The organism is Seonamhaeicola sp. ML3, from assembly GCF_023273855.1.
Classification (GTDB): domain Bacteria; phylum Bacteroidota; class Bacteroidia; order Flavobacteriales; family Flavobacteriaceae; genus Seonamhaeicola.
Genome location: NZ_CP096884.1, coordinates 1,318,448 through 1,344,183, shown reverse-complemented (window position 1 = coordinate 1,344,183; position 25,736 = coordinate 1,318,448). Strand labels below are relative to the sequence as shown.

General features: G+C 33.2%; 28 protein-coding genes and 1 tRNA gene. 14 read left to right on the top strand and 15 right to left on the bottom strand.

The window, feature by feature from the left end:
• Positions 1 to 199: 199 nt before the first annotated feature.
• The 3 genes from gltX (at position 200) to M0214_RS06080 (ending at position 3,056) form a co-directional block, all read left to right on the top strand.
• Entirely contained in the window at positions 200 to 1,711 is a 1,512-nt protein-coding gene (gene gltX, locus M0214_RS06090; protein ID WP_248724578.1) for a glutamate--tRNA ligase, read from the top strand.
• Between the two features lie 5 nt (positions 1,712 to 1,716).
• On the top strand, positions 1,717 to 2,439 hold the full coding sequence (locus M0214_RS06085) for a phytanoyl-CoA dioxygenase family protein (RefSeq protein WP_248724577.1): 723 nt from the start codon (positions 1,717 to 1,719) through the stop codon (positions 2,437 to 2,439).
• 74 nt (positions 2,440 to 2,513) lie between these two features.
• A complete protein-coding gene (locus M0214_RS06080) occupies positions 2,514 to 3,056 on the top strand; it encodes a hypothetical protein (RefSeq protein WP_248724576.1) in 543 nt (180 codons plus the stop codon).
• Here the strand turns inward: M0214_RS06080 and M0214_RS06075 are convergent.
• The gene (locus tag M0214_RS06075) at positions 3,040 to 3,729 is read right to left on the bottom strand and encodes a hypothetical protein (protein ID WP_248724575.1); all 690 of its coding nucleotides are present in this window, start codon (positions 3,727 to 3,729) and stop codon (positions 3,040 to 3,042) included. The two genes, M0214_RS06080 and M0214_RS06075, sit on opposite strands and share 17 nt — an antisense overlap.
• A 223-nt stretch (positions 3,730 to 3,952) precedes the next feature.
• On the opposite strand from M0214_RS06075, the gene M0214_RS06070 reads away from it, so the two are divergent.
• Complete coding sequence (locus tag M0214_RS06070; protein WP_248724574.1) at positions 3,953 to 4,888, top strand: SPFH domain-containing protein; 936 nt, start codon at positions 3,953 to 3,955, stop codon at positions 4,886 to 4,888.
• Positions 4,881 to 5,402 (top strand): hypothetical protein, encoded by a 522-nt coding sequence (locus M0214_RS06065; RefSeq protein WP_248724573.1) that lies wholly within the window; start codon positions 4,881 to 4,883, stop codon positions 5,400 to 5,402. The genes M0214_RS06070 and M0214_RS06065 overlap by 8 nt, the downstream gene beginning before the upstream one ends.
• 31 nt (positions 5,403 to 5,433) lie before the next feature.
• Here the strand turns inward: M0214_RS06065 and M0214_RS06060 are convergent, their stop codons facing one another.
• From M0214_RS06060 to M0214_RS06045, 4 genes are all read right to left on the bottom strand, one after another.
• Entirely contained in the window at positions 5,434 to 5,877 is a 444-nt protein-coding gene (locus tag M0214_RS06060) for a hypothetical protein (protein WP_248724572.1), read from the bottom strand.
• A 111-nt stretch (positions 5,878 to 5,988) separates the two neighbouring features.
• Positions 5,989 to 7,152: a GNAT family N-acetyltransferase gene (locus M0214_RS06055; protein ID WP_248724571.1), complete on the bottom strand. Its 1,164-nt coding sequence runs from the start codon at positions 7,150 to 7,152 to the stop codon at positions 5,989 to 5,991.
• 86 nt (positions 7,153 to 7,238) lie between these two features.
• On the bottom strand, positions 7,239 to 7,715 hold the full coding sequence (locus M0214_RS06050) for a DUF1761 domain-containing protein (RefSeq protein ID WP_248724570.1): 477 nt from the start codon (positions 7,713 to 7,715) through the stop codon (positions 7,239 to 7,241).
• A gap of 77 nt (positions 7,716 to 7,792) precedes the next feature.
• Positions 7,793 to 9,799, bottom strand: coding sequence for a glutamine--tRNA ligase/YqeY domain fusion protein (locus tag M0214_RS06045; protein WP_248724569.1), 2,007 nt, complete (start codon positions 9,797 to 9,799; stop codon positions 7,793 to 7,795).
• Between the two features lie 181 nt (positions 9,800 to 9,980).
• Between M0214_RS06045 and M0214_RS06040 the strand changes: the two genes are divergently transcribed.
• From M0214_RS06040 to M0214_RS06015, 6 genes are all read left to right on the top strand, one after another.
• Positions 9,981 to 10,190, top strand: a complete 210-nt coding sequence (locus tag M0214_RS06040; protein WP_248724568.1) for a zinc ribbon domain-containing protein — start codon at positions 9,981 to 9,983, stop codon at positions 10,188 to 10,190.
• Between the two features lie 271 nt (positions 10,191 to 10,461).
• A complete protein-coding gene (folB, locus tag M0214_RS06035) occupies positions 10,462 to 10,824 on the top strand; it encodes a dihydroneopterin aldolase (RefSeq protein ID WP_248724567.1) in 363 nt (120 codons plus the stop codon).
• A gap of 76 nt (positions 10,825 to 10,900) precedes the next feature.
• Positions 10,901 to 10,972, top strand: a tRNA-Cys gene (locus M0214_RS06030).
• Positions 10,973 to 11,133: 161 nt separating this feature from the next.
• A complete protein-coding gene (locus tag M0214_RS06025) occupies positions 11,134 to 11,508 on the top strand; it encodes a hypothetical protein (RefSeq protein ID WP_248724566.1) in 375 nt (124 codons plus the stop codon).
• 7 nt (positions 11,509 to 11,515) lie between these two features.
• A complete protein-coding gene (locus M0214_RS06020; RefSeq protein WP_248724565.1) occupies positions 11,516 to 11,785 on the top strand; it encodes a hypothetical protein in 270 nt (89 codons plus the stop codon).
• A complete protein-coding gene (locus M0214_RS06015; RefSeq protein WP_248724564.1) occupies positions 11,785 to 12,237 on the top strand; it encodes a hypothetical protein in 453 nt (150 codons plus the stop codon). Before M0214_RS06020 ends, M0214_RS06015 begins: the two co-directional genes overlap by 1 nt.
• A 148-nt stretch (positions 12,238 to 12,385) precedes the next feature.
• Here M0214_RS06015 and M0214_RS06010 read toward each other — a convergent pair whose 3' ends face one another.
• The 5 genes from M0214_RS06010 to M0214_RS05990 all read right to left on the bottom strand — a co-directional run bounded on the left by M0214_RS06010 (position 12,386) and on the right by M0214_RS05990 (position 18,135).
• Entirely contained in the window at positions 12,386 to 13,081 is a 696-nt protein-coding gene (locus M0214_RS06010) for a LysE family translocator (RefSeq protein WP_248724563.1), read from the bottom strand.
• A 139-nt stretch (positions 13,082 to 13,220) separates the two neighbouring features.
• Positions 13,221 to 13,892 carry a head GIN domain-containing protein gene (locus M0214_RS06005; protein WP_248724562.1) on the bottom strand — a complete coding sequence of 224 codons (672 nt, stop codon included), beginning with the start codon at positions 13,890 to 13,892 and terminating at the stop codon, positions 13,221 to 13,223.
• Between the two features lie 88 nt (positions 13,893 to 13,980).
• Complete coding sequence (locus M0214_RS06000) at positions 13,981 to 14,277, bottom strand: heavy metal-binding domain-containing protein (protein ID WP_248724561.1); 297 nt, start codon at positions 14,275 to 14,277, stop codon at positions 13,981 to 13,983.
• 39 nt (positions 14,278 to 14,316) lie between these two features.
• Positions 14,317 to 16,557: a ribonuclease R family protein gene (locus tag M0214_RS05995; protein WP_248724560.1), complete on the bottom strand. Its 2,241-nt coding sequence runs from the start codon at positions 16,555 to 16,557 to the stop codon at positions 14,317 to 14,319.
• Positions 16,558 to 16,701: 144 nt separating this feature from the next.
• The gene (locus tag M0214_RS05990; protein ID WP_248724559.1) at positions 16,702 to 18,135 is read right to left on the bottom strand and encodes a T9SS type A sorting domain-containing protein; all 1,434 of its coding nucleotides are present in this window, start codon (positions 18,133 to 18,135) and stop codon (positions 16,702 to 16,704) included.
• Positions 18,136 to 18,655: 520 nt separating this feature from the next.
• Here M0214_RS05990 and rpiB point away from each other — a divergent pair.
• The 3 genes from rpiB to M0214_RS05975 are packed head-to-tail and all read left to right on the top strand — an operon-like array spanning position 18,656 to position 20,502.
• On the top strand, positions 18,656 to 19,090 hold the full coding sequence (rpiB, locus tag M0214_RS05985; RefSeq protein WP_248724558.1) for a ribose 5-phosphate isomerase B: 435 nt from the start codon (positions 18,656 to 18,658) through the stop codon (positions 19,088 to 19,090).
• The gene (locus M0214_RS05980) at positions 19,091 to 20,008 is read left to right on the top strand and encodes a cation diffusion facilitator family transporter (protein WP_248724557.1); all 918 of its coding nucleotides are present in this window, start codon (positions 19,091 to 19,093) and stop codon (positions 20,006 to 20,008) included.
• Between the two features lie 47 nt (positions 20,009 to 20,055).
• Complete coding sequence (locus tag M0214_RS05975) at positions 20,056 to 20,502, top strand: GNAT family N-acetyltransferase (protein ID WP_248724556.1); 447 nt, start codon at positions 20,056 to 20,058, stop codon at positions 20,500 to 20,502.
• Between the two features lies 1 nt (position 20,503).
• On the opposite strand, the gene M0214_RS05970 is transcribed toward M0214_RS05975, so the two are convergent.
• From M0214_RS05970 to M0214_RS05950, 5 genes are all read right to left on the bottom strand, one after another.
• Positions 20,504 to 22,111 (bottom strand): T9SS type B sorting domain-containing protein, encoded by a 1,608-nt coding sequence (locus tag M0214_RS05970; RefSeq protein WP_248724555.1) that lies wholly within the window; start codon positions 22,109 to 22,111, stop codon positions 20,504 to 20,506.
• A 5-nt stretch (positions 22,112 to 22,116) separates the two neighbouring features.
• The gene (locus tag M0214_RS05965; RefSeq protein WP_248724554.1) at positions 22,117 to 22,971 is read right to left on the bottom strand and encodes an OmpA family protein; all 855 of its coding nucleotides are present in this window, start codon (positions 22,969 to 22,971) and stop codon (positions 22,117 to 22,119) included.
• 110 nt (positions 22,972 to 23,081) lie between these two features.
• On the bottom strand, positions 23,082 to 24,716 hold the full coding sequence (locus M0214_RS05960) for a S41 family peptidase (RefSeq protein WP_248724553.1): 1,635 nt from the start codon (positions 24,714 to 24,716) through the stop codon (positions 23,082 to 23,084).
• A complete protein-coding gene (rnpA, locus tag M0214_RS05955; RefSeq protein ID WP_248724552.1) occupies positions 24,694 to 25,086 on the bottom strand; it encodes a ribonuclease P protein component in 393 nt (130 codons plus the stop codon). The genes M0214_RS05960 and rnpA overlap by 23 nt, the downstream gene beginning before the upstream one ends.
• Positions 25,087 to 25,212: 126 nt before the next feature.
• Positions 25,213 to 25,665, bottom strand: a complete 453-nt coding sequence (locus M0214_RS05950; RefSeq protein WP_248724551.1) for a hypothetical protein — start codon at positions 25,663 to 25,665, stop codon at positions 25,213 to 25,215.
• Between the last annotated feature and the right edge of the window lie 71 nt (positions 25,666 to 25,736).

Sequence of the window (25,736 nt, the reverse complement as noted above, 5' to 3'; positions counted from 1 at the left end):
TTTACTACATCATTTATAATTATGTGTTAATTGTATCTTTGCTGTCACATTCTGAGAACAAATTCACGATGTGATGATTTCGAATACAGCGATACTTTAAGGCTTAAAATATCATATTGAGCACAGTCGAAATATCTCTGTGAAATCAAATAGATTGTTCTTTGTTTTCAAAATGACAAACTAAATTAATATTGATTACATGACCAAAAACGTTCGTGTGCGTTTTGCACCAAGCCCAACAGGACCATTACATATTGGTGGCGTAAGAACTGCCCTTTTTAACTATTTGTTTGCTAAAAAACACGGTGGCGAATTTATTTTACGAATAGAAGACACCGATCAAAACCGCTACGTTGAAGGCGCCGAACAATATATTATCGACTCCTTAAATTGGTGCGGTATTCCGTTTGATGAAGGCCCAAATAAAAGAGAAAAATTTGGTCCATACAGACAGAGCGAACGCAAAGCGCTTTATAAAACATACGCCGAACAACTTATTGAAAGCGGTAATGCTTATTATGCTTTTGATACTGCTGAAGAACTAGATTTTCATAGAAAAGACCACGAGGCAAAGGGCAAAACTTTTATCTACAATTGGCATAACCGATTAAAGCTAAATAACTCTCTTGCGCTTTCTGACGACGAAGTGAAAACAAAAATTGATGCTGGTGAAGATTATGTAATCCGATTTAAATCACCTCAAGATGAAACGTTACACTTAAAAGATATCATTCGAGGGAATATAAAAATAGACACCAATATTCTTGACGACAAGGTGTTGTTTAAGAGTGACGGTATGCCTACCTATCACCTAGCCAATATTGTGGATGACCACTTAATGGAAATTACACATGTAATTAGAGGTGAAGAGTGGCTGCCCTCTTTGGCATTACATTATCAATTATACCAGGCTTTTGGATGGGAAGCTCCAGAATTTGCACATTTACCATTAATTCTAAAACCCACAGGAAAAGGAAAACTAAGTAAACGTGATGGCGATAAATTAGGCTTTCCTGTTTTTCCTTTGGAATGGAAGGATCCAAAAACAAACGAAGTTTCCAGAGGTTACAAAGAAGATGGATACTTCTCAGAATCGGTTGTTAACTTTTTGGCATTTCTGGGTTGGAATCCAGGAACAGAACAAGAAATTTTTAGTCTTGAGCAACTTATTGAGGCTTTCGATTTAGCCAAAGTAAATAAAGCCGGCGCAAGATTCGATCCCGATAAAATTAAATGGTTCAATCACCATTACATGCAAGAACAGGATAACTTAAGTATTGCTGAAAGTTTTAAAGCTTCTAGAGCTGAATTGGCTGATATTGACGTGAACTATATTGAAATGGTAGTGGCTTCTGTTAAAGAGCGTGCCTCGTTTGTAAATGAGCTTTGGGACTTGAGTCATTTCTTCTTTGTCGCTCCCGAAAGTTATGATGAAAAAGCCTCTAAAAAAGCATTCAAGGAAGGTACTAAAGAGATTCTTTCTACTGTTTTAGAATTGGTAAACAACACCGAATACTTTACAGTTGAAAACCTTCAAACTAACATTAAAGGTTGGATTACCTCTAACAAGATTGGTTTTGGAAAAGTGATGATGCCTTTACGTTTAGCATTGGTTGGTGCTTTACAAGGTCCTGATGTTTTTGATATTATGTACATGATTGGGAAGGATGAAACAGCAAAAAGAATTGAGGCGGTAATTAATACGCTTTAACCAAAATGGAGTTTGAAAAAGCTAAAACAGAACTCCAAGAACTTGGATATTCCATTTTAGCCAATATTTATTCTGAAAATGAAGTTTCCGAAATTTTTAAATGTTTAGAAAAGTCAAAACCTAATAGTGATAAAACCCAAGATAACAAGGATGTATTCGCTATTAGGCAACTCATAAACCAGGTTCCAGAGCTTTCTAAAGTACTATTTAATAAGAACCTCATACAATTATTAAACACCCTTTTTGATTCCCATTACTTTTTAACAAAAGCCATATACTTTGACAAACCTCCAAAATCAAATTGGTTTGTTTCTTATCACCAAGATTTAAGTATTTCGGTCAATAAAAAAGTAGAAGTAGAAAATTATATTAATTGGACGTTTAAAAAAGGGCAATATGGTGTTCAACCTCCTGCGAAAATATTAGAGGATACCAACACCATCAGGATACATTTAGATGATACAGGTGCCAATAATGGTGCACTAAAAGTAATTCCTAAATCGCATTCTAAGGGTATTATTAGACATGATTCCAAAGGTTGGGGTTTAGAAAACGAACACACCTGTAATGTTAATAAAGGCGGGGTTATGCTCATGAAACCCTTAACATTACACTCTTCAAATAGAACAACCAACAACAAAAGAAGGCGTGTAATTCATCTAGAATTTAATAATCAAGATTTAGAAACTCCTCTAAATTGGTTGGAAAAAGTCAAGATAACTAACTAATTTGTTTAGTTCCCTAATTCTAGTTTTTCTATTTATTAAAACGAGATTATTTTCATAAAACTAAAAATAGATTTATGCAAAAATTTCTCATAATACTTTTGGTCTTTGGAATAAACTATTATCTAAGTGGACAAACCATAATAATGGGAACCACCTCTGATCATTACGATTTTGAAAATTTAGGAGTTCCTGGAGTAAGTGTTTATTTAGATAATAATAAAATTTTTACTCATTCCGATTTTGATGGCAACTTCAAACTTATAATTCCTAAAAATATAAGAAAGGGAGACATAATAATCAGTAATCTAGATTTAAAAGTTAAAATAATAAATATGGAGTTTAATGGTAAACTTATAAATCTTGGAAGAATAGCTCTACCCTACTTAAAATCAATTGGCATAAAGGAATATCTAAACTTAACCAAAGAAGAACAAAAAAAATGTAAACCTATTTATTGCTGGGCCCAATTATTAGGATATTTGAAAAGCGATGAATTAGAGCAAAATAATATTACATTTAATAATTGTAATAAGAAAACAGAAAACTATTCAACTGATAATCAAGTAATAACTTTAGATTATTCTGAACTAAAGGATTGCATCAAAACGAAGCAATAACGCCTAAAACCAACATATTCGTATTTCCCTTTAATCGTGCATCGCCACCCGAAGTATCTAAATTAGAGCTTTCCAGTTTATTAAATATATTGGTAAAACCATAAACATATTGAGCTCTTAATTTAAAATGCTTAATACCCAATGAAGCTCCAATGGCACCATTAATATTAAACCTAGAAATATCGGCGATATCTGTAGCCGTTAAATTTGTGTAGTTGTTTATAACATAGTTTTCCTGGGTGTTGTCTTTCAACTCTAACCTACTGTTGTACTGAAGCATGGGGCCAAAATCTATAGTAAAGTGGTCTTCTATCACCTTGGCATTTACCAAAAACGCAAATTGTGCTGCAAACAGTTTATAATCTATAAATTCATTAGGGGTACTTGGAGCTGATTGAGATGGCCTGGCAGAAATGCCTATAGAATTTTCAGAAAACTGAATCCCAAAACTAATGTTATACCACTTATGAGGAATATCTACAGTAGATAGAAAACCGCCAGCAAATCCGCTGCCTTGGTCTGTGATAAAATTATCTGTAGCAATGTTAAATTGACTGATACCTCCTGCAACAGAAAATCCATTGGTGATTCTGTAATTTCCACGTTGCGCAAAACCACTTGTAACAAAAACTAAAGAAAAGCATACTAATAAAGTAGTTATATTTTTTTTCATGGTATTTTAGGGTTAAGACCCAAAAGTAAATATTTTTTCTTTCTAGGGTTTCAACACTGCTTAAGAAAAACAAATATTTGAGAACTGGTGCAGCGAAACTCGTTAACGCACTACCCTAAGTGTAAAGCTAAGTTTTGTGTATATTTTAACCAAAATTTATTCTATACAGAAGAAATATAACTTAATTTAGTAACAGATAATTTTAACCATTTAACATATAATTATGGGCTCTTATTTAATTTATCCTATCATTTTTTTCGGATTAATCATTTTAATCTCCGCATTCTTTATTGTAAAACAACAAACCGCTGCCGTTATTGAACGCTTTGGTAAATTTCAAAGTATTCGACATGCTGGCTTAAGATTTAAAATTCCTTTAGTAGATCGAATTGCAGGCAAACTAAGTTTAAAAATTCAACAGTTAGATGTTATTGTGGAAACAAAAACTCTAGATGATGTGTTTGTTAAGCTAAAAGTATCAGTTCAATATTTAGTTATCAAAGAAAAAGTTTATGACGCCTTTTATAAGTTAGAATATCCGCATGATCAAATCACCTCTTTTGTTTTTGATGTGGTTCGTGCCGAAGTACCAAAAATGAAACTGGATGACGTATTCGTTAAAAAAGATGATATTGCCATTGCCGTAAAACGCGAACTACAAGAATATATGTCTGAGTACGGTTATGATATTATTAAAACACTCGTTACCGATATCGACCCAGATGCTCAAGTAAAAGAGGCCATGAATAGAATTAACGCTTCAGAACGTGAAAAAATTGCGGCTCAGTTCGAAGGAGATGCACAACGTATTTTAATTGTTGAAAAAGCCAAGGCAGAAGCAGAGAGTAAGCGCTTGCAAGGACAAGGTATTGCCGATCAGCGTAGAGAAATTGCTCGCGGTTTAGAAGAGTCTGTAGAGGTTCTTAACAGAGTAGGTATCAACAGTCAAGAAGCTTCGGCTTTAATTGTTGTTACCCAACATTATGATACCCTCCAGTCTTTAGGAGAAGAAACCAATAGCAACTTGATTCTTTTACCTAACGCACCTCAAGCAGGTAGCAATATGTTAAACGATATGGTCGCTAGCTTTACGGCAAGCAATCAAATAGGAGAGGCTATGAAAAACGCAGATAAAAACAAAAACAATGATAATGAATAAATTTAAAACCTTTTTAATCCTACTTCTAATTAGTGGGATGTCTTTTGCCCAATCCAATGAACAATTAAAAGAAGCGGCATTAAGGGACGCCAAATTGATAACCGAGGCCACGCTTAAATATGATTTTAGAACCATTTTTACATACACCTACCCCTCTGTAATTGAAATGATGGGAGGCAAAGAGGCCGCAGCACAAATGTTGGAGTCTACATTCGATAAAATGAAAAGTGAAGGTTTTGAATTCGAAAGTGCTGAAATTATCTCAGCTTCTGATGTTGTTTTTGAAAACGACGAATACCGCTGTTACATTGAAAGCTTTATTCAAATGAAAATGCCGAATATGCGCATTAAAACAAAAAGCTACAGTCTAGGGATTTATAACTCTGAAGACGAAATATGGCAATTTATAGAAGCCAAGCAACTCAAGAACCCAGCCATGGCAGATTTAGTGCTCCCAGACTTTACCACAAGTCTAGAAATTCCAGATGATGAAATGACCACAGAACAATTATAAATTAGAAAGCCCATTTTAAAATGGGCTTTTTTTATAGCTTTCTAAAATTCTGTTTATTTAATTTTTTTGGCTCCTCCTCTTTTTCTGAAACCCTACCTGGGAACGTTAATTCTGAACTCGAGAATGTTGTGCCAAAATTTATATTAGCATTAAAAACTTGAAGTACCGCATCCTTAACTTGACTTTCTGAAAGTTCTTTGAGCGGGTGAATAAATACCGACCATAGCACACCATCTGATACCGCATACTTTACATCTAGAGCCGTATGGAAATTTGCTACCAAACAGGCTTTTATAAGGTCATCATTTAAACTATTAGAATCTGCAATAGGCGATATTATTCGCATCCTATTGTTATTAACATCTGTAAGACTGATAAGCGGTACGTCCTTAATGTAAAATTGCCACCTACCGTTTTCTCCTTGAATGGAATCGCTTAACGAGGTATAGATATCATCAAGTTTATCATTTGTCATCTGTTGTGAAAAAACGAAAAAAGGAACCAGTAAAAAGAAATACAATATAGTTTTCATATGTAGCATAGTATTAATTCTACATTTCAGTCGTAAAAACTTAGAGAACTAACCTTAAACTGTTTTAAACGGGTGTCTTTCTTCCCATTGTCTTATAGGGTTCATATACTTTACCACACACTTCATAACCGTATTGGCAATAAAGTTATTGGTATGGGTTAAATACACATCCATAGTATGAGGTTTGGCTCCAATAGAGCTCTTAATTTCCATTGCTGTTCTTGCAAAAACAACTGTTTTAAAATGGTTTTCTATACCAAAACAGGCCATGTTAAATAGCATGTTTAAATACATTTGGTATTTATGTTGAAGTGCTTTGTTATAGCCTAAAAAATAAGTTTCTAGTCTATCGTTATTTAAGATAAGTGTGTAAAAACCGATCAACGCTTCATTTAAAAAATACCCGAAGACTTTAAACTCATCCTTTAGGCTTTTTTTTAAGCTCAAGAAATGGTTTTCAGAAAGTTTAAAAGAGTTTATCCCGGCATTATCTGAAACCGTCTCGTAGAGCCTAAAAAGGTCTTTAGAGTGCTTTTCTATGTAATTTTCATCTAATTCTTTACAAACTAAATCTTTACTTTTCTTTCGGGCAGTCCTGTAACGTCTTTTATATTTTTTATTGAAAGATGAGATATAATCTTCTTGACTTTTCCAAGTGTTGGAAATCTCAAAAATCATATTGGGTTGTACTTGAATTTTATAAAGGTTTTGCTCCTTAAAGAAAGTAGTGCAATCGTGAATGGCATCATCCTGAAAATAGTCCTTGAAAACAATGATTCGAATCTTCTTGTTAAACTTTTCTTTAATTTCGAGAGTAATATCCTTTATCGCTTTTTGAATGCTGTTCAAAAATTCATTTTGGGTAATTTCAGCGGCATCATAGTACATACCATGTTGCCCCGTATGCATTAAATTACCAGCAACAAGCGCATTTCCCCTCACAAAACTAGACACCAATTGTTTGCCTGTTTGTTTAATAAAGCTATTGGTGTTTCGACGAAATACATCATCTAAATACATTTGCACGCGCTGAATAATGGCTATACCAACGAGCTTATCTGCCTTAAAAACACCAACATAGTATGAAGAAATATTACTAGGAGTAGATGCTTCCAGTCCTTTTAAAAAGGGGGTTTTCAAAAACACATCGTTGCTAGGTAACCTATCCCAATCTGAAGGAATTTCGTGAGTAGCGCTGTATATTTTATGAGCAATCAATAATCTAAGTTTAAGGGTATAAGTAGTAAAAAAAAGACCGAAGTTACATACCTCAGTCTTTTTTTTGTATTAATTATTTTAGTGGGCTATACCCAACCGCTAATTATAGAACCCATAATAGCCAAAGCTACTGTCCAATACCCTGCGTTAATAAATGTAAGTTTCCAGCTCTTACGCTCAAACAAACCGTTGGTTGCCATTACAGGAAAAACAAACATAATACCGGCAAATGCTCCATGTATTGCTCCATGTCCAAAACTTCTATATTTTCCAGCCCATTCTGCTAGGAATGCTTTCACTGTTTCTCCTTCTAATTGTCCCTCTGTCATTCCCATAACGCCCATTTCATGAACGACCAAAAATTGAGTAAAGAAGGATAAAACAACCGACAATAATAAGGATATACCAAAAATGACCGGCATATTGCCACTTTTCATTTTTTCTTCGGTGACCCCCGATTCTTTCATCCAGGCTTTTTGAAATAACATGGGGCCATACCAAATAAAACCGAGTATCATTGGTACTAATGCTGCAACAAGAATTGCAATAAAGTTAAATTCCATAATAATTTAATTTATAGTTAGTATTTAAATATAACTAAAAATATAATACGGAAAGTTTATTCCCTCAAAAGATGGGCTTAAAGCTGTTCTGCTTCAGCGACTAAAAGCGCGTTTTTATCCTCAAGAGCTTTAGCTATAAAACTATTGATAGCTTCATTTTTTTCTAAACCATTTTTAAGCAAAACACCTAAAGCAATTACTGTGGCAATACGCGTCCCTACTTTTTTAACTGCAGTTGCAAAAAGCGGCTCTAAATCTTCGTAACAAACGTTTTCTGCTAGTTGAAGAATGTCTTCTTTGGCTTTTTGCTGTTTTTCTTCTGGTAAATTGGTGTACTTTTTTCCTAGCTGTTTAATCACATCAATAGGCTTTCGTTGCGATTGTTGTTGTTTAGGTTTTGGTTGATTCTGATTGTTCGCTTGTGGTTTTTTCTTTGCCCAAGTATCACGTAAACCAACAGTTTTATTGAAAATAAGGCTTTCGGCTGTTGCATCATCATCCACATTGAAATATCCCAAACGTTGGAACTGGAACCTGTCTCCCACCTTCGCTTCTTTTAAACTAGGCTCAACAAAAGCTTCAATAGTTTTTAAGGAATTCGGATTAATAAAATCCATAAAGTCTTTATCCTGATGCCCGTCTGGAGCTTCGTCCATAAACAATCTATCGTATTCTCTAACCTCAGCTTTAACAGCATGTTCAATTGATACCCAATGAAGAGTTCCTTTAACACGTCTTGAAGTATCTTCGGAATAGGTACAATGAATTTCGGTAATATTACCTTCAGCATCTTTCACAACGCTTTCGGCTTTGATAATATAGGCATTCTTTAAACGCACCTCGCCTCCTAATTTTAATCTGAAAAACTTATTACCAGCTTCCTCTTTAAAATCTTCTTTTTCAATGTAAAGTGCTTTTGAAAACGGCACTTTTCTAGAACCAGCCGATGCGTCTTCTGGATTATTTTCGGCATCAAACCATTCTACCTTATCCTCGGGGTAATTGGTAATAACCAATTTTATAGGATCCAAAACCCCCATAACCCTTGGTGCCGTTTTATTTAAATCCTCACGGATACAAAACTCTAAAAGCGATACATCGATTACATTATCGCGCTTGGCTACACCAGCGGTTTCTACAAACTTTCTAAGGGCATTAGGTGTGTATCCTCTTCGGCGTAAACCAGAAATGGTTGGCATTCTCGGGTCATCCCATCCATTCACCACGCCCTCGTTTACTAATTGGAGCAACTTACGCTTGCTCATAATAGTATAACTTAGGTTTAAACGTGCAAACTCACGCTGCTTTGGTGGTAAGGGCAACCTATCTGCGCTGTAACCATGTACAATATCCTTGAACCAATCATAGAGTTTTCTGTGTGGTTTAAATTCCAAAGAACACAATGAATGTGAAATTTGCTCTATATAGTCGCTTTCGCCATGCGTCCAATCGTACATAGGGTAAATACACCAATCGTCTCCCGTTCTGTGGTGATGCGCATACATGATACGATACATAATAGGATCTCGCATGAGCATATTGGGGTCTTCCATGTCTATTTTGGCGCGTAGAACATGAGTTCCAGCTTCGAACTCCCCGTTTTTCATACGCGTAAATAAATCTAGGTTTTCATCAATACTCCTGTCTCTAAACGGACTATTGGTTCCAACCTGAGTAGGGGTTCCCTTTTGTTCGGCCATAGCTTCACTGGTTTGTGAATCTACGTAAGCCTTACCGTCTTTAATCATTAATAAGGCCCAATCGTATAATTGCTGAAAATAATCTGAAGAGTATAGTTCCTTATCCCATTGGTAACCCAACCAAGCCACATCGCGCTTAATGGCATCTACATATTCCTGCTCTTCTTTAGCGGGGTTGGTATCATCAAATCTAAGATTTACAGGAGCGTTGTACTTCTCGCCCAACCCAAAACTAATACCTATGGCTTTAGTATGGCCAATGTGTAAATAGCCATTGGGTTCTGGTGGAAATCTAAAACGTAATTTGTCTACCGACAAACCGTTTGCGATATCTTCCTCTATTATTTGCTCAATAAAATTGAGTGGTTTTTTCTCTTCAGACATTTTCTGATGTATTTCAACTAAACAAGCCCCAAAAATACGTGAATTTTTTCATTTGGTTTTACGATTTATTAAATGAAAAAATAGAGTTTGCTTAAAATCATCAACAGATTTTTCGCTTATAATTTGCTTTAATGTGTAACACTTGCCGCGTTCAACACACTTATTTAGTAAAACCAAAATTATGCAACATAAAAACTACGAATGCCCGAAATGCCATTATCATTCTTATACCGTTGGACAAATGCGCGCCACAGGTGGAACACTATCAAAAATATTCGATGTACAAACCGAAAAATTTACTTCTGTTACCTGCGATAACTGTACCTATACCGAATTCTATAAAGCCAAAACCAGTGCCATTAGCAACATATTCGATTTGTTTACAAATTAAATAATAATGGTATAAATAAACCTATATGGGTTTTAAATGCATGTTTTTTAAAAAGTATAATGTTTTATTTAAACGCTAGATTGTCATTACTGTGAATGCAGGAATCCAAGAGAAAAACTAGATTCCGCATCAAGTGCGGAATGACAAATCGATTAAAAAAAGTTTATTAAAAGTGAATGGAAAAGACTTTCAAGGTTTTGACCTTGAACTGTGATATAAATCAACTTATAAATGGATAGAGGATTTATAACGACTTAGCTATATTTGCGGCATGGGAACAATTAGAGTTGAAAATATTAGGGTGTACGCTTACCACGGCTGTTTAAAAGAAGAAACAAAAACAGGTAGTGACTATCGTGTAGATTTAGAAGTAAAAGCAGATTTACTGACCTCTGCCAAATCTGATGATTTAATGGATACGGTAGATTATGTGTTCTTAAACAAAATCATTAAAGAAGAAATGGCCATAGCCTCTAAACTACTGGAAACTGTTGCCAAACGGATATTAGATCGCATCTTTTCTGAAGACAATATGGTTAAAAAAGCAACGGTTTGGGTAAGTAAAATTAACCCACCAATAGGCGGTGATGTAGAGGCTGTAACCATAAAAATGACAGATAGGCGTAAAAAATAATTTTAACTTAAAAAAAGTAATAAATTTTTTTACTTTTGTGCTCTAATGAAGCAGATTTCTGCTTTCGCAGGAAAAGGGCGTCGTGGCCGAGGGGCTTAGGCACAGGTCTGCAAAACCTGCTACAGCGGTTCGAATCCGCTCGACGCCTCAACAAAAGAGATACTTTTTAAGTGTCTCTTTTTTTATGTTCTAAATTGACTTTGTAAAAAAATTCAGCTACCTTCGTTTACTTGTGCTGAACTTGTTTCAGTAACGTTGGGTATCAGATATTGAAACGTCGCATATCCACAAGTTGTGTATAATCTTGGAATGACTGAAATTTTAGAAAAATTATCGAAAGAATCCTTAAGTGGAACTGAAATAGGCGAAATCTTCGGAAATCCATCTGATTTTCCGAATGAATTAGTTGAAAACTTGTCCGTCAAAACAGCTGTTGATTTTTGGAATGGGGAAATAGACTTTGAAGATGGTGATATGATTATGAACAATCTTCAAACATTTTGGGTTACGAATGAACATTTTGTTAAGAATTTTGGTTTCGGAGAAGTCTCATGGATTTGTTACGAGGCTTTTGACGCTGGAGAATATATCAGACCGACTGACCATCCAAATACTGATCCAATTGAGAAGTATACAAAACCAATACTTGAAAATCTATTAAGAGAGCTAAATAAAATTGAATAAAATCTATATGACATTACGAGAATTATTAAACATAGCAAAATCGGAATTAAAGGAAATGTCTTCTTTAGACAATCCCGACTTTCGATTAGAACAGGCTGAATATAAACAAGATGAGAATATTTGGGATATTGTGGTATCGTACCTTGTGGAAAATACTAATCCAAGAAATTCACCTTTATCAGCGATAACATCGGATTTTAAATATCATCGGATTTACAAGCAACTTAAAATAGACAATGACAAAAAAGTAACTGGATTTTTCATATACGAGAAGTAATGAAATTAATCGATACGAATTCTTTAATTATACTATTACTCGGACTTATTGACCCGAAATTAATTAATAAACATAAGCGAACATCAATTTACGAAGAACAGGATTTTAATGATTTATTAGCTTTTATAGGTGATTTTAAAAAATTAGTTGTACTTCCAAACGTTTGGACTGAAGTTGATAATTTATTGAACGATTTTAATCGTGGTCACAAAGAACGATACGTGGAAGAAATTTCAAATACAATAAAAACAACAACTGAAAAATTTCTTGAATCCAAAATTGCAACAAAAAGTATTAGTTTTTTTGACCTTGGACTTACCGACTCACTTTTGTTAGAACTATCTAAAGAATGTGAACTTCTTATTACTTCTGACTCAAGTCTTTCTGACTATGCTATTGCAAATGGCATCCAAGTTTTTGACGTTGTAAAAAATAGAAATAATAGAATATAAAAACTGTACACTTAAGACGGCTATAGTTCATTACAGCTGAAATTCCGATTAAGAATTTCAAGCTTTTTTGCTAAATTTATTGTTACGGCAGAATGATACTCGCGTACCATTCCGTAACGAAACCATAGCCAAGACCTTTAAACACCCCCTAAACATCATCCATCCCAGAAATGGGGTTCATTTGTTCTAGCTTTTCTTTGTTCTTTTCGTAAGTTTCAGGGAATAAGCCTTGCACTAATAAAAGTACACCAAACCCTAACACGACCAAAGCCACTATCTTTTTTGTTTTGAAAATCAACTTGGGTGTTAGTTTATTCTTAATTCTTTTGGCTACTAATATTTTTGCGATATCAACCAATAAATAGGTAGCTAGAATAGTTCCTAAAAAAACAAAGACACCATGCTCTGAAGTACTTAAGGTGTTTGCTAAGGCAATAAAAACAACCCAGCCTAATAACACACCAATGTTGATAAAATTTAGCAGAAAACCTTTTAAAAACAGTTTTCCGTAGCCCTTTTTTAATTCTACGGTATGATATTCCCTAACAATATCTCTAAACGACTTGGACGTTTTAATAAAAGAAATGATACCATAAGCTATTAATAATACACCTCCAAAAATTATAAAGTTAGGGTCGTCTTTTACCCGATCCAATAATTTATTGGTACTAAAAAAAGCAACAACTATAAAAATGATATCGGCTAAAATAACGCCTAAATCGAAAATTAAAGCACGCCTAAAGCCTTTTGTGGCAGCGGTTTCTAGAAGCACAAAAAAAACCGGACCTATTGTAAAGGCCAAAATAATTCCGAAAGGAATAGCCGTAAGAATATCATCAAACATCACTATACAAAGTAAAGAAATATTTTATGATTTTTCTGATTCTTACAAGAGTGATATCAAAAAGAAAACCTCCAAAGTTGGAGGTTTAATTATCAGAATAAAATAAGACCATAAAAGGTCTTATTCTTATAGCTTTAATTTACATGCGTTTCACTCTTCCGCCTAAAACTTTACTCTCGTTTACGGTATCTGGGTCACCGTAAATAAACACATCACCTCCAGCTCTAATCTTCACATCTACTAAATCTTTTGCATTTACATAGGCTTCTCCTGCAGCTCTAATAGCGACTTCGGTTTTATCGGTTTTTAATTCGGCACCTTTATAAACACCTCCTGTTTGTAAAGACACATCTTGGCTTTTAGCTTTACCGGTAACTTTTATAACGCCTCCCGTTACAGATTTTATGTTGGCATAGGTAACATCTACTTTTACATCAATCTTACCACCTTCTTGAGATTTTAAATCGATTTCAAACTGTTTAATTTTATCTTCAGAATGTACTTTGGCGCCTTCATTTACATCGATAATATCTACTTTAGAATAGTATAATTTTACCTTGGTTTCACTGCCATCAAAAATTTCCTTGAGGTTCATTTTAATTTTAAGTGTTCCATTTTTGTTATTGATAATAACATCACTTTTATTCTCTCCAGATATAACAACTTTGTTTTCTTTAGATTTAATTAATTCTACTTCTATTAAATCGTAAACTTTTAATTCGCTGAACTCTCCAATTTGTTTTTCTATAGATTCTTGTGAAAAACTAAAAGAGCAAGTAAGCATAAGAATTAGTATGAATGCGTGTTTCATTGATTGACTTTTTATTTGTTTATTCTTTTAAAACGTAAAATTATCAAGAATTATTCCATTCCAATTTTACTTTAAGAAATATTTAAAATTAAATTTTCACCTTAACTGCTGTTCCGGTAATGGAAACAAAAAAATACATAGCCGAAGAGGTTTCAATATCTATGTTTATACCAACAACAGCATTAGCTTGAAGTTTTAAGGCGTTGGTTTTTAAATCCTGAAAAGCCTCTTCTTTTGCTTCGTTAATGAGGTCTGTTATTATATCTAAATTCTTAGTGGTCTTTAAAGAATATTTCTTTTTAAGATTAGTTGATACGCCTGTTACTATACCTAAATAATCTTCTATTTTATGACCTTCTATAGAATGTGTTGTGGTTAATATCATAGCACTGTTTTCTATATAGATGATTTACTTTTAAAAATGTTACAATACATCTTCTTTTTTTCCAACCAAATGAAAATCTAAGTGCTTTTTAACCAAATCGGTATTCTTGACTTTTACAACGACTTCATCGCCTAATTGGTACATATTTTTAGAATGTCTACCAACAAGGGCGTATTGACTCTCATCGAAAGCATATTGATCGTCTGTCATGTCTCGAACACTAACCATGCCTTCACATTTATTGTTAATTATCTCAACATAAATTCCCCAATCGGTAACTCCAGAAATAACACCTAAGAATTCCTCGTCTTTATGGTCTTCCATAAAACGAATTTGCATGTATTTTATAGAATCCCGTTCTGCTTTGGTAGCTAGATATTCCATGTTACTGGAGTGCTGACATTTATCTTCGTAAGCATCTTCATTAACCGATTTCCCGCCATCTAAATAATGTTGTAGTAAACGGTGTGCTATAACATCTGGATACCGTCGTATAGGAGATGTAAAATGCGAATAATAATCGAAAGCCAAGCCGTAATGACCTATATTCTGAGTCGTATACTCAGCTTTACTCATACTCCTAATCGCTAGGGTATCTACAAGATTTTGTTCCTTTTTCCCAACAACCTCTTTTAAAAGATTATTTAAAGAAGCAGTAACACTTTTTCTATCCTGGAAATTTAATTTGTAGCCAAACCTACCCACTACATTTTGTAAAGCTGCTAGTTTACTATCATCTGGTTCATCATGAACACGATACACAAAGGTTTTCTTTGGATTTTGTTTTCCTATAAATTCTGAAACCTTTTTATTGGCCAAGAGCATAAACTCTTCTATAAGTTTGTTGGCATCTTTACTTATTTTAAAAAATACGCCTTCTGGATTTTTATTTTCATCTAAATGAAATTTAACCTCAACTTTATCGAATGAAATAGCCCCATTGCTCATTCTTTTTTTTCGCATGATTTTTGCTAATTTATCGAGTACTAAAACAGCCTGAGCTATTTCGGGTTGGGTTTCATACTGCTTTCCAGTTAAAGATACTTTTTGCGGAATTGTGGTGTTTAATTGAGATGCTTCAACTTCACTTAGTGCGATGTTCGGATTGTTTTCTATAATAGCCTGGGCTTCTTCATAAGCAAAACGTGCATCACTATACGTTACCGTTCTACCAAACCATTGATTCTTAATCTCGGCTTTATCGTTTATCTTAAAAACTGCCGAAAAGGTATATTTTTCTTCGTGTGGCCTTAAAGAACAAGCATTATTTGATAAAACTTCAGGAAGCATTGGCACTACCCTATCCACTAAATAAACCGATGTTGCTCTGTTAAAAGCTTCTTCATCTAAAATGGTGCCTTCTTTAACGTAATGCGATACATCTGCGATATGGATACCTATTTCATAAAGTCCGTTGTCTAAAACCGTAAACGACAGGGCATCATCAAAATCTTTTGCATCTTTTGGATCTATGGTAAAGGTTAAATCGTTTCGCATATCCCTACGCTTAGATATTTCCTTTTCAGTAATTGAAGTATCTAATGTATTGGCATAATCTTCCACTTCATGGGGAAATTCATAAGGAAGACCATATTCTGAAAGAATAGCGTGAATTTCGGTATTGTGTTCTCCTGGTTTTCCAAGTACTTTCACAACTTTACCAAAAGGAGAATCGGCATCGTCTGGCCAATCTTCGATTTTTACTAAGACTTTATCGCCATCTTCTGCTTTAAATGTTTTGTTAATAGGTACAAAAATATCTTTGTACATACTAGAACTATCGGGGATTACAAAAGCAAATCTTTTCTTTTCGGGAATTTCTATAACGCCTACATACTCTGTTCTAGAACGTTTTAAAATTTGAGTAATCTCACCCTCTAATCTTCCTCGCTTTCGTCTCTTATAGAGATAAAATTCAACTTCATCGCCATCGAGTGCTTTGTTGATATTATTCGAAGCTATATAAATATCTTCTTCGAAATCCTCACAGATAATATAACCTGCTCCTCTACTTGTTGCTTCGAGTATACCGGTGTGATACGTCGTATTTACAATGGCTTTAAATTTACCTCTATCTACTTGTTTAATTTCTTCTTTAGCGGCTAGTTTTGCAAGGGTTTTTATTATTTGATTTCTACTACTGGCATCGTTAACACCAAGCTTTGCAGCAATCTGTTTATAATTGAACGACTTGTTTCGTTCTTTTCTTAATAAGGTTAAAATGGTATTGGTTAAGTTAGGAATGCCTTTTCTAGGTTTTCTCTTTTTCTTTTTAGCCATGTATTTTTAACGTGCTGTATATGTTCTGGTTAAAGGTATCTAAGTTTTATTTAAAACTGTGATTAAATCTAATTTTTTAATTAACAAACCTAAAAAAGACGCTTTTAAGTTTAGAAAATCTTAGCTGTTTTTGGTTAAAAATTCTTACTCAATAACTAGCTTTTTAATGATTTTACCTTTATTGGTTTGAACATGTAGAAAGTAGATACCACTTGAAACAGAAGAAATATTGATATCTACACTTTTAAATGTTTTTACTTTTTTACCTAAATTATTATAAAGTTCAACATTCAATAATTCCTGATTATTCTGAAGTATGATAGAAAAATTAGTGTGCACCGGATTCGGAATTATAACAGAATTTTCAACGATACTGTAATCGGTATTGGATAAAACAACACTAAAATCGTAAACACTCACCGATCCTGTATTGTTTCCACTATTATCATCTCTTTTGGCTCCAGATACAACCGTAAGACCATCAGATGATACGTCTACTGCACCACCAAACAAATCGCCAGAAGAGTCACCATCTAGAGTATTACCTACTTTAGACCAAGATCCTAGCACATTGGTATAAACAACCACTCTACCATTTTGAGGTGTACCACCAATAACAACAATTCTTCCGTTATCTGATAAACTTACACTATCGCCTAAACCAAAAAAATTATCGCCAATAATATCAGAACCTATTTGAGTCCAGGTTCCTGATTGATTCTCATAAACTCTTACTGTACCTCTGCTAAAATTAGGTTGTAAAGGCGCACCTATAGCTACTATATTTCCATCTGCAGATAAACTTACACTGGTACCGGACTGTTCTCCTGTGGTAGCTCCATCAATATCGGTTCCTATTTGGTTCCAGGTATCCACACCGTTGTACTGAAAAACTTGAACATGCCCAGCAAAGCTTCCATTAAAAACAGAACCAACAGCTACAATAGTACCATTTGAGGATATATCTAAACTTTCTCCAAATTGATCACCGGCATTCTCTCCATCTATATCATTACCAAGTTTAGTCCAAGTACCTGACTGATTTTCATAAACCCTTACATGACCAGATAAATTACCATTACCATCATTAGCTTTAGCACTTATAGCAACAATAGTACCATCGGCAGACAAACTTACTTTGTAACCAGAGCCATCATTTTCAGCTTCTCCATCAATATCATCACCTATTTTAGTCCAAGTACCAGATTGATTCTCATAAACCCTTACATGGCCATTGTTATTACCTGAAACAGCATCATTTCCATCAGCTCCTACAGCGACAATAGTACCATCTGCAGATAAACTAACACTAATACCAAAATTGTCATTAGCCGCCTCTCCTTCTATATCTGCTCCTATTTGAGTCCAGGTTCCTGATTGGTTCTCGAATACCCTAACATAACCTTTACCATCATGAAAAGGCGATCCTATAGCAACAATACTTCCATCGCTAGACAAACTAACACTAGTACCAAATTCATCAAAATCGATTTCACCATCAATATTCGCTCCTATTTGGTTTTGAGCACTTAAAAAACAACAGAAAATAAAAAGGGATAAGGTAAAAATAGGTTTCATAGAAAAAGAGCTAAAAATATTACAGCTAAAATAGTGAAAAAAACAGTTTTAAACATTTTATATAATATTCATATATCTTCTTTTAAAATTTTAAAAATAAATGATGGTTATTATAGTGTGTTAATAACCGTGATAACTTTTTTGAAGTTTATTTTGAAAAGTATCTTATGTGTTTTTATTGATATGAAATTAACAACATATTATATTCTTAACTCTTTAGATTTAAAGCTTTTCTAATTTGCTATTAACAATTGTTCACAACATAAATAAACATGATATTTTTAATAAGTTAATTACTTAACATTAGTTATTAATGTACTTTTTGGTGCTCATAACTTAACAAAAAATTTACATTAACTTATTTGGAGGTTAACTAAATGTTATGGATTGTAAAAATCCCTGAATTTTGCAATAACTTTTTTTAGAAAGTAATGAACACTTATTAACAAGTAATTAATAACACCGTTCACAATACTTAATATTAGTACATTTGTAAAAGTATTAAAACTCAAATTGAATTATGACTATTTCTATAGGAAACGACCACGCTGGAACAGAGTATAAATTCGCTATTGTAGAATACTTAGAATCTAAAGGTATTACCGTTGAAAATCATGGTACAGATAGTAGTGATAGTGTAGATTATGCCGATTTTGTTCATCCCGTAGCTAAAGATGTTGAAAGTAAAAAATCTACTTATGGTATTTTAATTTGTGGTAGTGCCAATGGTGTAGCTATGACTGCTAATAAACATCAAGATATACGTGCTGGTTTATGTTGGAATAAAGAAATAGTTGAGCTTATTAGACAACATAACAATGCAAATATTCTTTGTATACCTGCAAGATTTACGGCCATACCTCAAGCTATTGTTATGGTTGAAACATTTTTAAATACAGCTTTTGAAGGCGGTAGACATCAAAATAGAATAGATAAAATTCCTATATCCTGCTAAATGGGTAGTTCACATACCCATAATCACTCACATTCACATACTAATTTAAAAGGTAGAAATCTTGGTATTTCTATTTTCCTAAATATTATTATTACCATTGCCCAAGTGGTTGGTGGTTTATTATCTGGTAGTTTATCGCTTTTAAGTGATGCGCTACATAATTTTAGCGACGTTATTTCGCTTATAATAAGTTATGTTGCCAATAAAATAGCTAAGAAAAAAGCGTCTTTACATAAAACTTTTGGATATAAACGTGCCGAGATTTTAGCTGCCTTTATTAATGCGGCTTCACTTATAGTTGTAGCTATTTTATTGATTATAGAAGCAATAGAACGTTTTTTAAATCCTCAAGAGATAGCTTCATCATTGGTTATTTGGTTATCTGTAGTGGCTATTTTAGGTAATGGTTTTAGTGTGTTGTTATTAAGAGAAGATTCTAAAGCTAATATGAATATGAAAAGTGCCTACTTACACCTATTTACAGATATGATGGCAAGTTTTGCAGTTTTAATTGGAGGTTTGCTTATGAAGTTTTTTGAAGTCTTTTGGGTAGATAGTGTACTTACTTTTTTAATAGCCATATATTTGATTTGGATGGGTTATGACTTACTTAAAATATCAACAAAAGTATTAATGTTGTTTACACCAGATAATATTTCGGTTAAAGAAATTGTCTCAGAATTGAATACTTTAGAATCAATTAAAAATGTACATCATGTTCATATATGGCAACTAAATGAAGAAGAAACACATTTAGAAGCCCATGTGGATTTTAAACATGATATTACTCTATCACAATTCGATGTTATTTTACAGGAAATAGAGCGTATTTTATTAACAAAGTATCACATAAACCATGTAAACATACAACCAGAATTTGGTAAAGAAGACCCAAAAGATTTAATAGTTCAAGATTGACAAACTTGTTTGTCAATCTTGAACTTGTTTCAGTATCTCATTTTACTATGTTAGAAATAAAATTAAAGTCCTTTAAAGCACTTAATATCCAAGAACTTTATGATATACTCCAACTACGAACCGAAGTATTTGTTGTAGAACAAGACTGTGTTTACCAAGACATGGATGGAAAAGATCAAAAAGCATTACATGTTTTAGGTTTTAAAAAGGGAGTATTAGTCGCTTACACGAGAATTTTTAAACCTGGAGATTATTTTGAAGATGCTAGTATAGGTAGGGTAGTAGTAGGAAAAAATGAAAGATCTTTTAATTATGGTCAACTAATAATGCAGGCCTCTATAAATGCTTTAGAAGAAAATTTTAATCAAAAACGAATAAGGATTTCTTCTCAAGTTTATATTCAAGAGTTTTATAAAAAATTAGGATTCAAACCCGTAGGTGAGGAGTATCTGGAAGACAATATACCGCATATTGCCATGATAAAAGAAAAATAATTTACCTTTTTAAAGTAAAATGTCCCGTTATAGGTTTTTCTAAATCTCTATTAATAACATACCAATAATCGTTAGTTTCCATGAGTTTGCCATTAAACGTGCCGTCCCATTCAAAATTATTTGGACTCAAAGATTTTAGTAGTTTACCATATCTATTATAAATATTTATAGAAGTGAAGGTGTTAGAATTATCAACTACTTTCCATGTATCATTAGTATTATCATTATTGGGCGTAAAATATTTAGGAATTAAATAATTAGAACCTGAGATTATTATATTGAAACTTGATTCATTTGAATAACACGGAGTGTTATTATTTATGTAGATTGTTTGAGAGGTTGTAATAACTTCACCAGACATAAGTTGTACACCTCCAGCATTAGTTTGGGTGTAATAAGAACCGTTTTCTAATGGAGGTAACACATAAGAAGTACCTATGAAATCATCTAGAACGTCAACCTTGGGTAAACCATTTCCCTGACTATTGCATTCTTCTTGGGAATTTACAAAGTTACTTACAGTATCTATATCCGTCCAATTATTATCACTATAGATGACATTATCTACAAAGATACATGTTAAAAAAGGGTTTGAAGTAGTTTTAAAAGTTGAAATTATAGAGTTATTACCGTTTTGAATATTGATAAAACAAAGTGAATTATCCACACAAGATAAAAAAGATAGATTAGGATTATTACTTAAGTCTAATGATGTTAAATTATTAACTGATACGTGAAGAAGTTCTAATTCTGGATTATTAGAAGTATCTAAAATAGATATGTTATTTCCAACGGCATGAACAGTTTTAAGTTTAACGTTATTGGTTATATCTAATTCATTAATCGAGTTTATTCCACAATAAAGAAATTCTAGATTTATATTTTTGGAAACATCTAATTCACTTAATTGATTTCTTACACATCTAAAGCGTTCAAGTTTAATATTATTTGATAAATTAAATGAGGTAATTAAATTATCTGCGGTTAAAAATAATTGTAATTCAATATTTTTAGAAGTATCAATGCTACTTAAAAAATTATCATCACAAACCAGTTGTGTTAAAAACACACATTTTGTAATATCAATTGAAGTAAGTTTATTTTGGTTACAATGCAGTATTCTCAGCTCTGTATTGATTGAGATATTTAATTGAGTGAGTAAATTTTCAGAACAAATTAAAGATATTAAATCTGGGTTTTCAGACATATCTAATGAAGATATCTGGTTGTCATCACACCATAAAATTTGTAAAAGAGGATTGTTTATAACATTAAGGGAAGTTAATTTATTTTTGTCGCAAAACAATTGTGTTAAACCAAGATTTTTAGAAATATCCAGATTAATAATTTGATTTTCAGAACAATTAAGAATTGATAAAATGACAAAATCTTCAATACCGGTTAGGTCGGTTATGTTTTTATTTGAAACATCCAAATTGGTTACATTGCTTATGTTAACTGTTGGTACAAAATCATCAAGAGGGGGTGTATCGTAACCTAAATCAATGAGGGCTTGTTCAAAATTATCATCGGGAACAAATGTATTTTGGCTAAATGCGTAGTAGCTTAAAAGCAATAATAAAACTAGGAAATGAGCTCGATTAAACATTTTTACTAATTCTCCTTACCAACATAAGTTATTAGTATTTCTACACGTCTGTCGAATTTAGGGTCACCACCAAGCGGAAATTTTCTTCGCATACCCATATAGCGCATACGCCTTTTGTTAATTCCTTTTTTAGCAAAGTATTCATAAACGTACTTAGCTCTGGCCTCAGAAAGGTTTCTTTTTTTGGTTTTTTTATCTATGGCATCTCTAGTGTATTTGGTACAGCACACATGACCTTGAATGGTAAAATATATGTTTTCCCTTTCAATCAATGCCTTTGCGATATTATCTAAGGTTTTTTTAGATTCTGGATTTATTCTTGCATAACCTGTTTTAAAAAGAATATTTTCAAAAATTATTTTATCTCCAACCTTAACATCGCCTCTAATTTTTTCTGATACGGTTTTTTTAACAACAACAGGAACTACTTTGTCTTCTTCTTTAGGTTTTTCAGGTTTTGGTTTTACTATAATTTCAACTTTTCTATTTAAACCTCTAATTTTGAGTACATTTTTTTCGTCTACTATTTTTAGTAAAACTTCGCCTTTACCGTCTACATTAGTGATGAGGTCTTCGCTTATTTCATTTTCAGAAAATAATGCTTTTATAGCATTGGCACGTTGTTGTGATAATACTAAATTATAAGAATCTGCACCTCGATCATCACAAAAACCATAAATGGAAATAGATTCGATATCAATATCGCTTAGCGAAGAAATAAACAGAAGTAAACGGCTTTGTTCTGTAGAAGGCACGTCGTATTTATCGGTATCGAAGTAAACTTCATGGGTTAGTTTTTGTGAATGGGATAATACACAAAAAAGAAAAAAGGTTGGTATAAATACAAAAAACTTATGCATTGTAGGCCGTAATAATCTGGGATATAAATATAATATTTTTAAACAATTACCTCTGGAATAGCCTGTTTTTTGCGTTTAATTACAAATACTAAAGGTTGAAAAACAGGTGTTTAGTGCAAATATGCCAAATATTTAGATGAACTGCTTAGTATTTCTGTTGCCTTTTTAATCTTTGGATCGTGAATTTTATAGTACTCGTACAAACCTTCCCTATACACATATCGTTTTACGATTTCTTCGGTTAACAGTTCTAGTAGAAAGGTTTTGTTTTCGTCTATAACAAGGTCCTTTGAATGTTCTAGATTAGCTATTAGATTGTTAAAATCTTTTTCAATATTATCGTTTAATTCTTCTTCGGTAGACGTTTCAAAAGCTTTGTAAAGGGCTTTTTCTGTTTTGGTTTTAAACGAAAAGTTATTAGACTTTAGGTAGTCTTTAAAATCGGAGAAATCGGCCTCACCCAACGTTACGTGGTTAATATTTTCTATGTTGTTCTTATAATAGTAATCTGTGGCAAAATCAAAAACCAAGTTATCGTTTAAAATAGCATTGGTAATGGTTGTATTTTTAGAGGCGTTAAAAACAACATCTGGGAGCACTCCGCCACCATCGAAAACCTTACGTCCGTTTTTAGTCTTAAATACATTATAATTTTCCTGTTTTACTCGAACAGCTTCTCCTTTTTCGTTTCTGTTCCAATAGTCTAAAGATTGAATGCATCTTCCGGAAGGCGTGTAATATCTCGAAATGGTAATTTTAACTTGTGTGCCATAGGTTAAGGGTTTAGGTCTTTGTACCAAACCTTTACCAAAACTTCGGGAACCTACGATAACAGCACGATCCAAATCTTGTAATGACCCTGAAACAATTTCACTGGCTGAAGCACTATTACCATCGATTAGAACAACTAATGGGATTTCGGTATCTATAGGTTCACTTTGCGTATAATACGTACGATTGTATTTTTTAACCTTAGATTTTGTAGTAACCACCAATTGCCCTTTAGGCACAAATAGGTTGACAATTTTAATGGCTTCATTTAGAAGCCCACCAGGGTTACCACGTAAATCCAAAACAATACGTTCTGCACCTTGAGCCTTCAAATCGCGAAGTGCATAATTGGTTTCGGCATGAGCTTTTCTGTTAAATTTACTCAGCACGATATACCCAGTTTTATCATTTATCAACGAAAAGTGAGGTACGGCCTTAATTTCAACCTCAGCTCTTTTAATAGTGGCTGTGGCTGTTTTTCCTTGTCGGTTATAGGTTACCTCGACAGTAGAGCCAGCTGTACCTTTCAGCAAATCGCCACTGGTGTCCTTATAATTTGCTATTAACGTATTACCCACTTTAATAATCTCGTCACCCGCTTTTAGTCCGGCTTCATCTGCTGGATACCCCTTATAGGGTTCCATGATAATTAACTTGTCTTTTAATGTTTTTACTTTTGCTCCAATACCCGTGTAGTCTCCGGTATTGTTTATTCTGGCAGATTCTACATCCTGCTCGTTCATAAAATTGGTGTACGGGTCTAAATCTGCCAACATGCTCTTAATGGCGGTATCCATTAGGTCGCCTGGATTGGTTTCGTCAACATAATTCATGTTGAGTTCTTTAAAGAGTGTTGTAAAAATTTCTATTTGTTTGGCAATTTCAAAAAAATCGTTTTTAAAAGCTGTAGTGCTTAAAAAAAGAGTCGTCGCTAAAGCAACGAGAACAAATTTATTTTTCACTATTTTTTTCATGGGAAATTTTATTTAAAAACTTATCAAACAGCTTATTCATCTTGGTTTCTACTTCAGAAAAGGTTAGTTTTTCTTTTCCAATGTACAAAATCATGAACGCATATTGCGTTGTAAAGTTGTTAAAATATCGATGTTTATTTAACCTATAAGATTCTCTTAACAAGCGTTTTATACGATTTCGGTCTACCGCATTTTTAAAATATCGCTTACTTACTGAAACTCCTGTTTTGGCAGTAACCGCGTCTTCAAATTCTGTTTTTAGGTAAACTAAACGCAAAGGGTATGCCGAAACCGATTGTCCTTCAGTAAACAATTGATCTATTAGCTTTTTACTCTTTAGTTTTTCTTTTTTGCCGTAAGTGAAACTCAATGGGGGTATTTTTAAAGGCTAAAGGTAGGAAAATTAAAGGATGTTAGATTGAGAGTTGGTTATAAGGTATTTGTCTAACGTGAAATAACGCTGAATTATTGACGCTGTTGGGAAATAGTAATATTATTAAATTTCTTTTTGAATTTTTAAGTACTGATTAGTTAGTTGGGAGTCCACAATATTATAGTTTCTAACGAGTCCATTTTTCTGAACATATATCTTACCATAAGCCTTCCAAAACGACTTCCTTTTGACAAAAAAAGAATCTAATTCCATTTTAGAGTATTCTAATACTTTACTTTTTCCAATCGGATTGACTAAATACAAGGATAGATTTCCATTTAAATACTCAATGCTATAGACATATGATGGTCGGAAATCGAAAAGGAAAATCCTGAGGATAGTTCCAACCCAAATTCCAATAATGACTCCATAGTTAGTAGAAAGAGAAACATCAAAGACAAGATGGATAAACAAGGCTAATATGGTAATGAATATTGGAGGCGAGAGGTAATCTTTGATTAGTTTGAGACTATACTCTTTTTTTTTCTTATTCAAAGCCTCAATTTCCTTGTTCATTTTCTGGATATTATTGCCAACTTATTAAGATATGCGTCGTTATACGAAAATAACCGAAAATTTCTACAAAA

Coding starts and splice junctions, on each gene's coding strand:
- M0214_RS05990 (WP_248724559.1), bottom strand. CDS start 18,135: ATGAAACCTATTTTTACCTTATCCCTTTTTATTTTCTGTTGTTTTTTA.
- M0214_RS06005 (WP_248724562.1), bottom strand. CDS start 13,892: ATGAAACACGCATTCATACTAATTCTTATGCTTACTTGCTCTTTTAGT.
- folB (WP_248724567.1), top strand. CDS start 10,462: ATGGGAACAATTAGAGTTGAAAATATTAGGGTGTACGCTTACCACGGC.
- M0214_RS06045 (WP_248724569.1), bottom strand. CDS start 9,799: ATGTCTGAAGAGAAAAAACCACTCAATTTTATTGAGCAAATAATAGAG.
- M0214_RS05975 (WP_248724556.1), top strand. CDS start 20,056: ATGTTAGAAATAAAATTAAAGTCCTTTAAAGCACTTAATATCCAAGAA.
- M0214_RS05965 (WP_248724554.1), bottom strand. CDS start 22,971: ATGCATAAGTTTTTTGTATTTATACCAACCTTTTTTCTTTTTTGTGTA.
- M0214_RS05980 (WP_248724557.1), top strand. CDS start 19,091: ATGGGTAGTTCACATACCCATAATCACTCACATTCACATACTAATTTA.
- M0214_RS05995 (WP_248724560.1), bottom strand. CDS start 16,557: ATGGCTAAAAAGAAAAAGAGAAAACCTAGAAAAGGCATTCCTAACTTA.
- M0214_RS05970 (WP_248724555.1), bottom strand. CDS start 22,111: ATGTTTAATCGAGCTCATTTCCTAGTTTTATTATTGCTTTTAAGCTAC.
- M0214_RS06070 (WP_248724574.1), top strand. CDS start 3,953: ATGGGCTCTTATTTAATTTATCCTATCATTTTTTTCGGATTAATCATT.
- M0214_RS06010 (WP_248724563.1), bottom strand. CDS start 13,081: ATGTTTGATGATATTCTTACGGCTATTCCTTTCGGAATTATTTTGGCC.
- M0214_RS06040 (WP_248724568.1), top strand. CDS start 9,981: ATGCAACATAAAAACTACGAATGCCCGAAATGCCATTATCATTCTTAT.
- M0214_RS05960 (WP_248724553.1), bottom strand. CDS start 24,716: ATGAAAAAAATAGTGAAAAATAAATTTGTTCTCGTTGCTTTAGCGACG.
- M0214_RS06065 (WP_248724573.1), top strand. CDS start 4,881: ATGAATAAATTTAAAACCTTTTTAATCCTACTTCTAATTAGTGGGATG.
- M0214_RS06085 (WP_248724577.1), top strand. CDS start 1,717: ATGGAGTTTGAAAAAGCTAAAACAGAACTCCAAGAACTTGGATATTCC.
- M0214_RS06060 (WP_248724572.1), bottom strand. CDS start 5,877: ATGACAAATGATAAACTTGATGATATCTATACCTCGTTAAGCGATTCC.
- M0214_RS06015 (WP_248724564.1), top strand. CDS start 11,785: ATGAAATTAATCGATACGAATTCTTTAATTATACTATTACTCGGACTT.
- M0214_RS06025 (WP_248724566.1), top strand. CDS start 11,134: ATGACTGAAATTTTAGAAAAATTATCGAAAGAATCCTTAAGTGGAACT.
- M0214_RS06050 (WP_248724570.1), bottom strand. CDS start 7,715: ATGGAATTTAACTTTATTGCAATTCTTGTTGCAGCATTAGTACCAATG.
- rpiB (WP_248724558.1), top strand. CDS start 18,656: ATGACTATTTCTATAGGAAACGACCACGCTGGAACAGAGTATAAATTC.
- M0214_RS06075 (WP_248724575.1), bottom strand. CDS start 3,729: ATGAAAAAAAATATAACTACTTTATTAGTATGCTTTTCTTTAGTTTTT.
- gltX (WP_248724578.1), top strand. CDS start 200: ATGACCAAAAACGTTCGTGTGCGTTTTGCACCAAGCCCAACAGGACCA.
- M0214_RS06080 (WP_248724576.1), top strand. CDS start 2,514: ATGCAAAAATTTCTCATAATACTTTTGGTCTTTGGAATAAACTATTAT.
- M0214_RS05950 (WP_248724551.1), bottom strand. CDS start 25,665: ATGAACAAGGAAATTGAGGCTTTGAATAAGAAAAAAAAAGAGTATAGT.
- M0214_RS06000 (WP_248724561.1), bottom strand. CDS start 14,277: ATGATATTAACCACAACACATTCTATAGAAGGTCATAAAATAGAAGAT.
- M0214_RS06020 (WP_248724565.1), top strand. CDS start 11,516: ATGACATTACGAGAATTATTAAACATAGCAAAATCGGAATTAAAGGAA.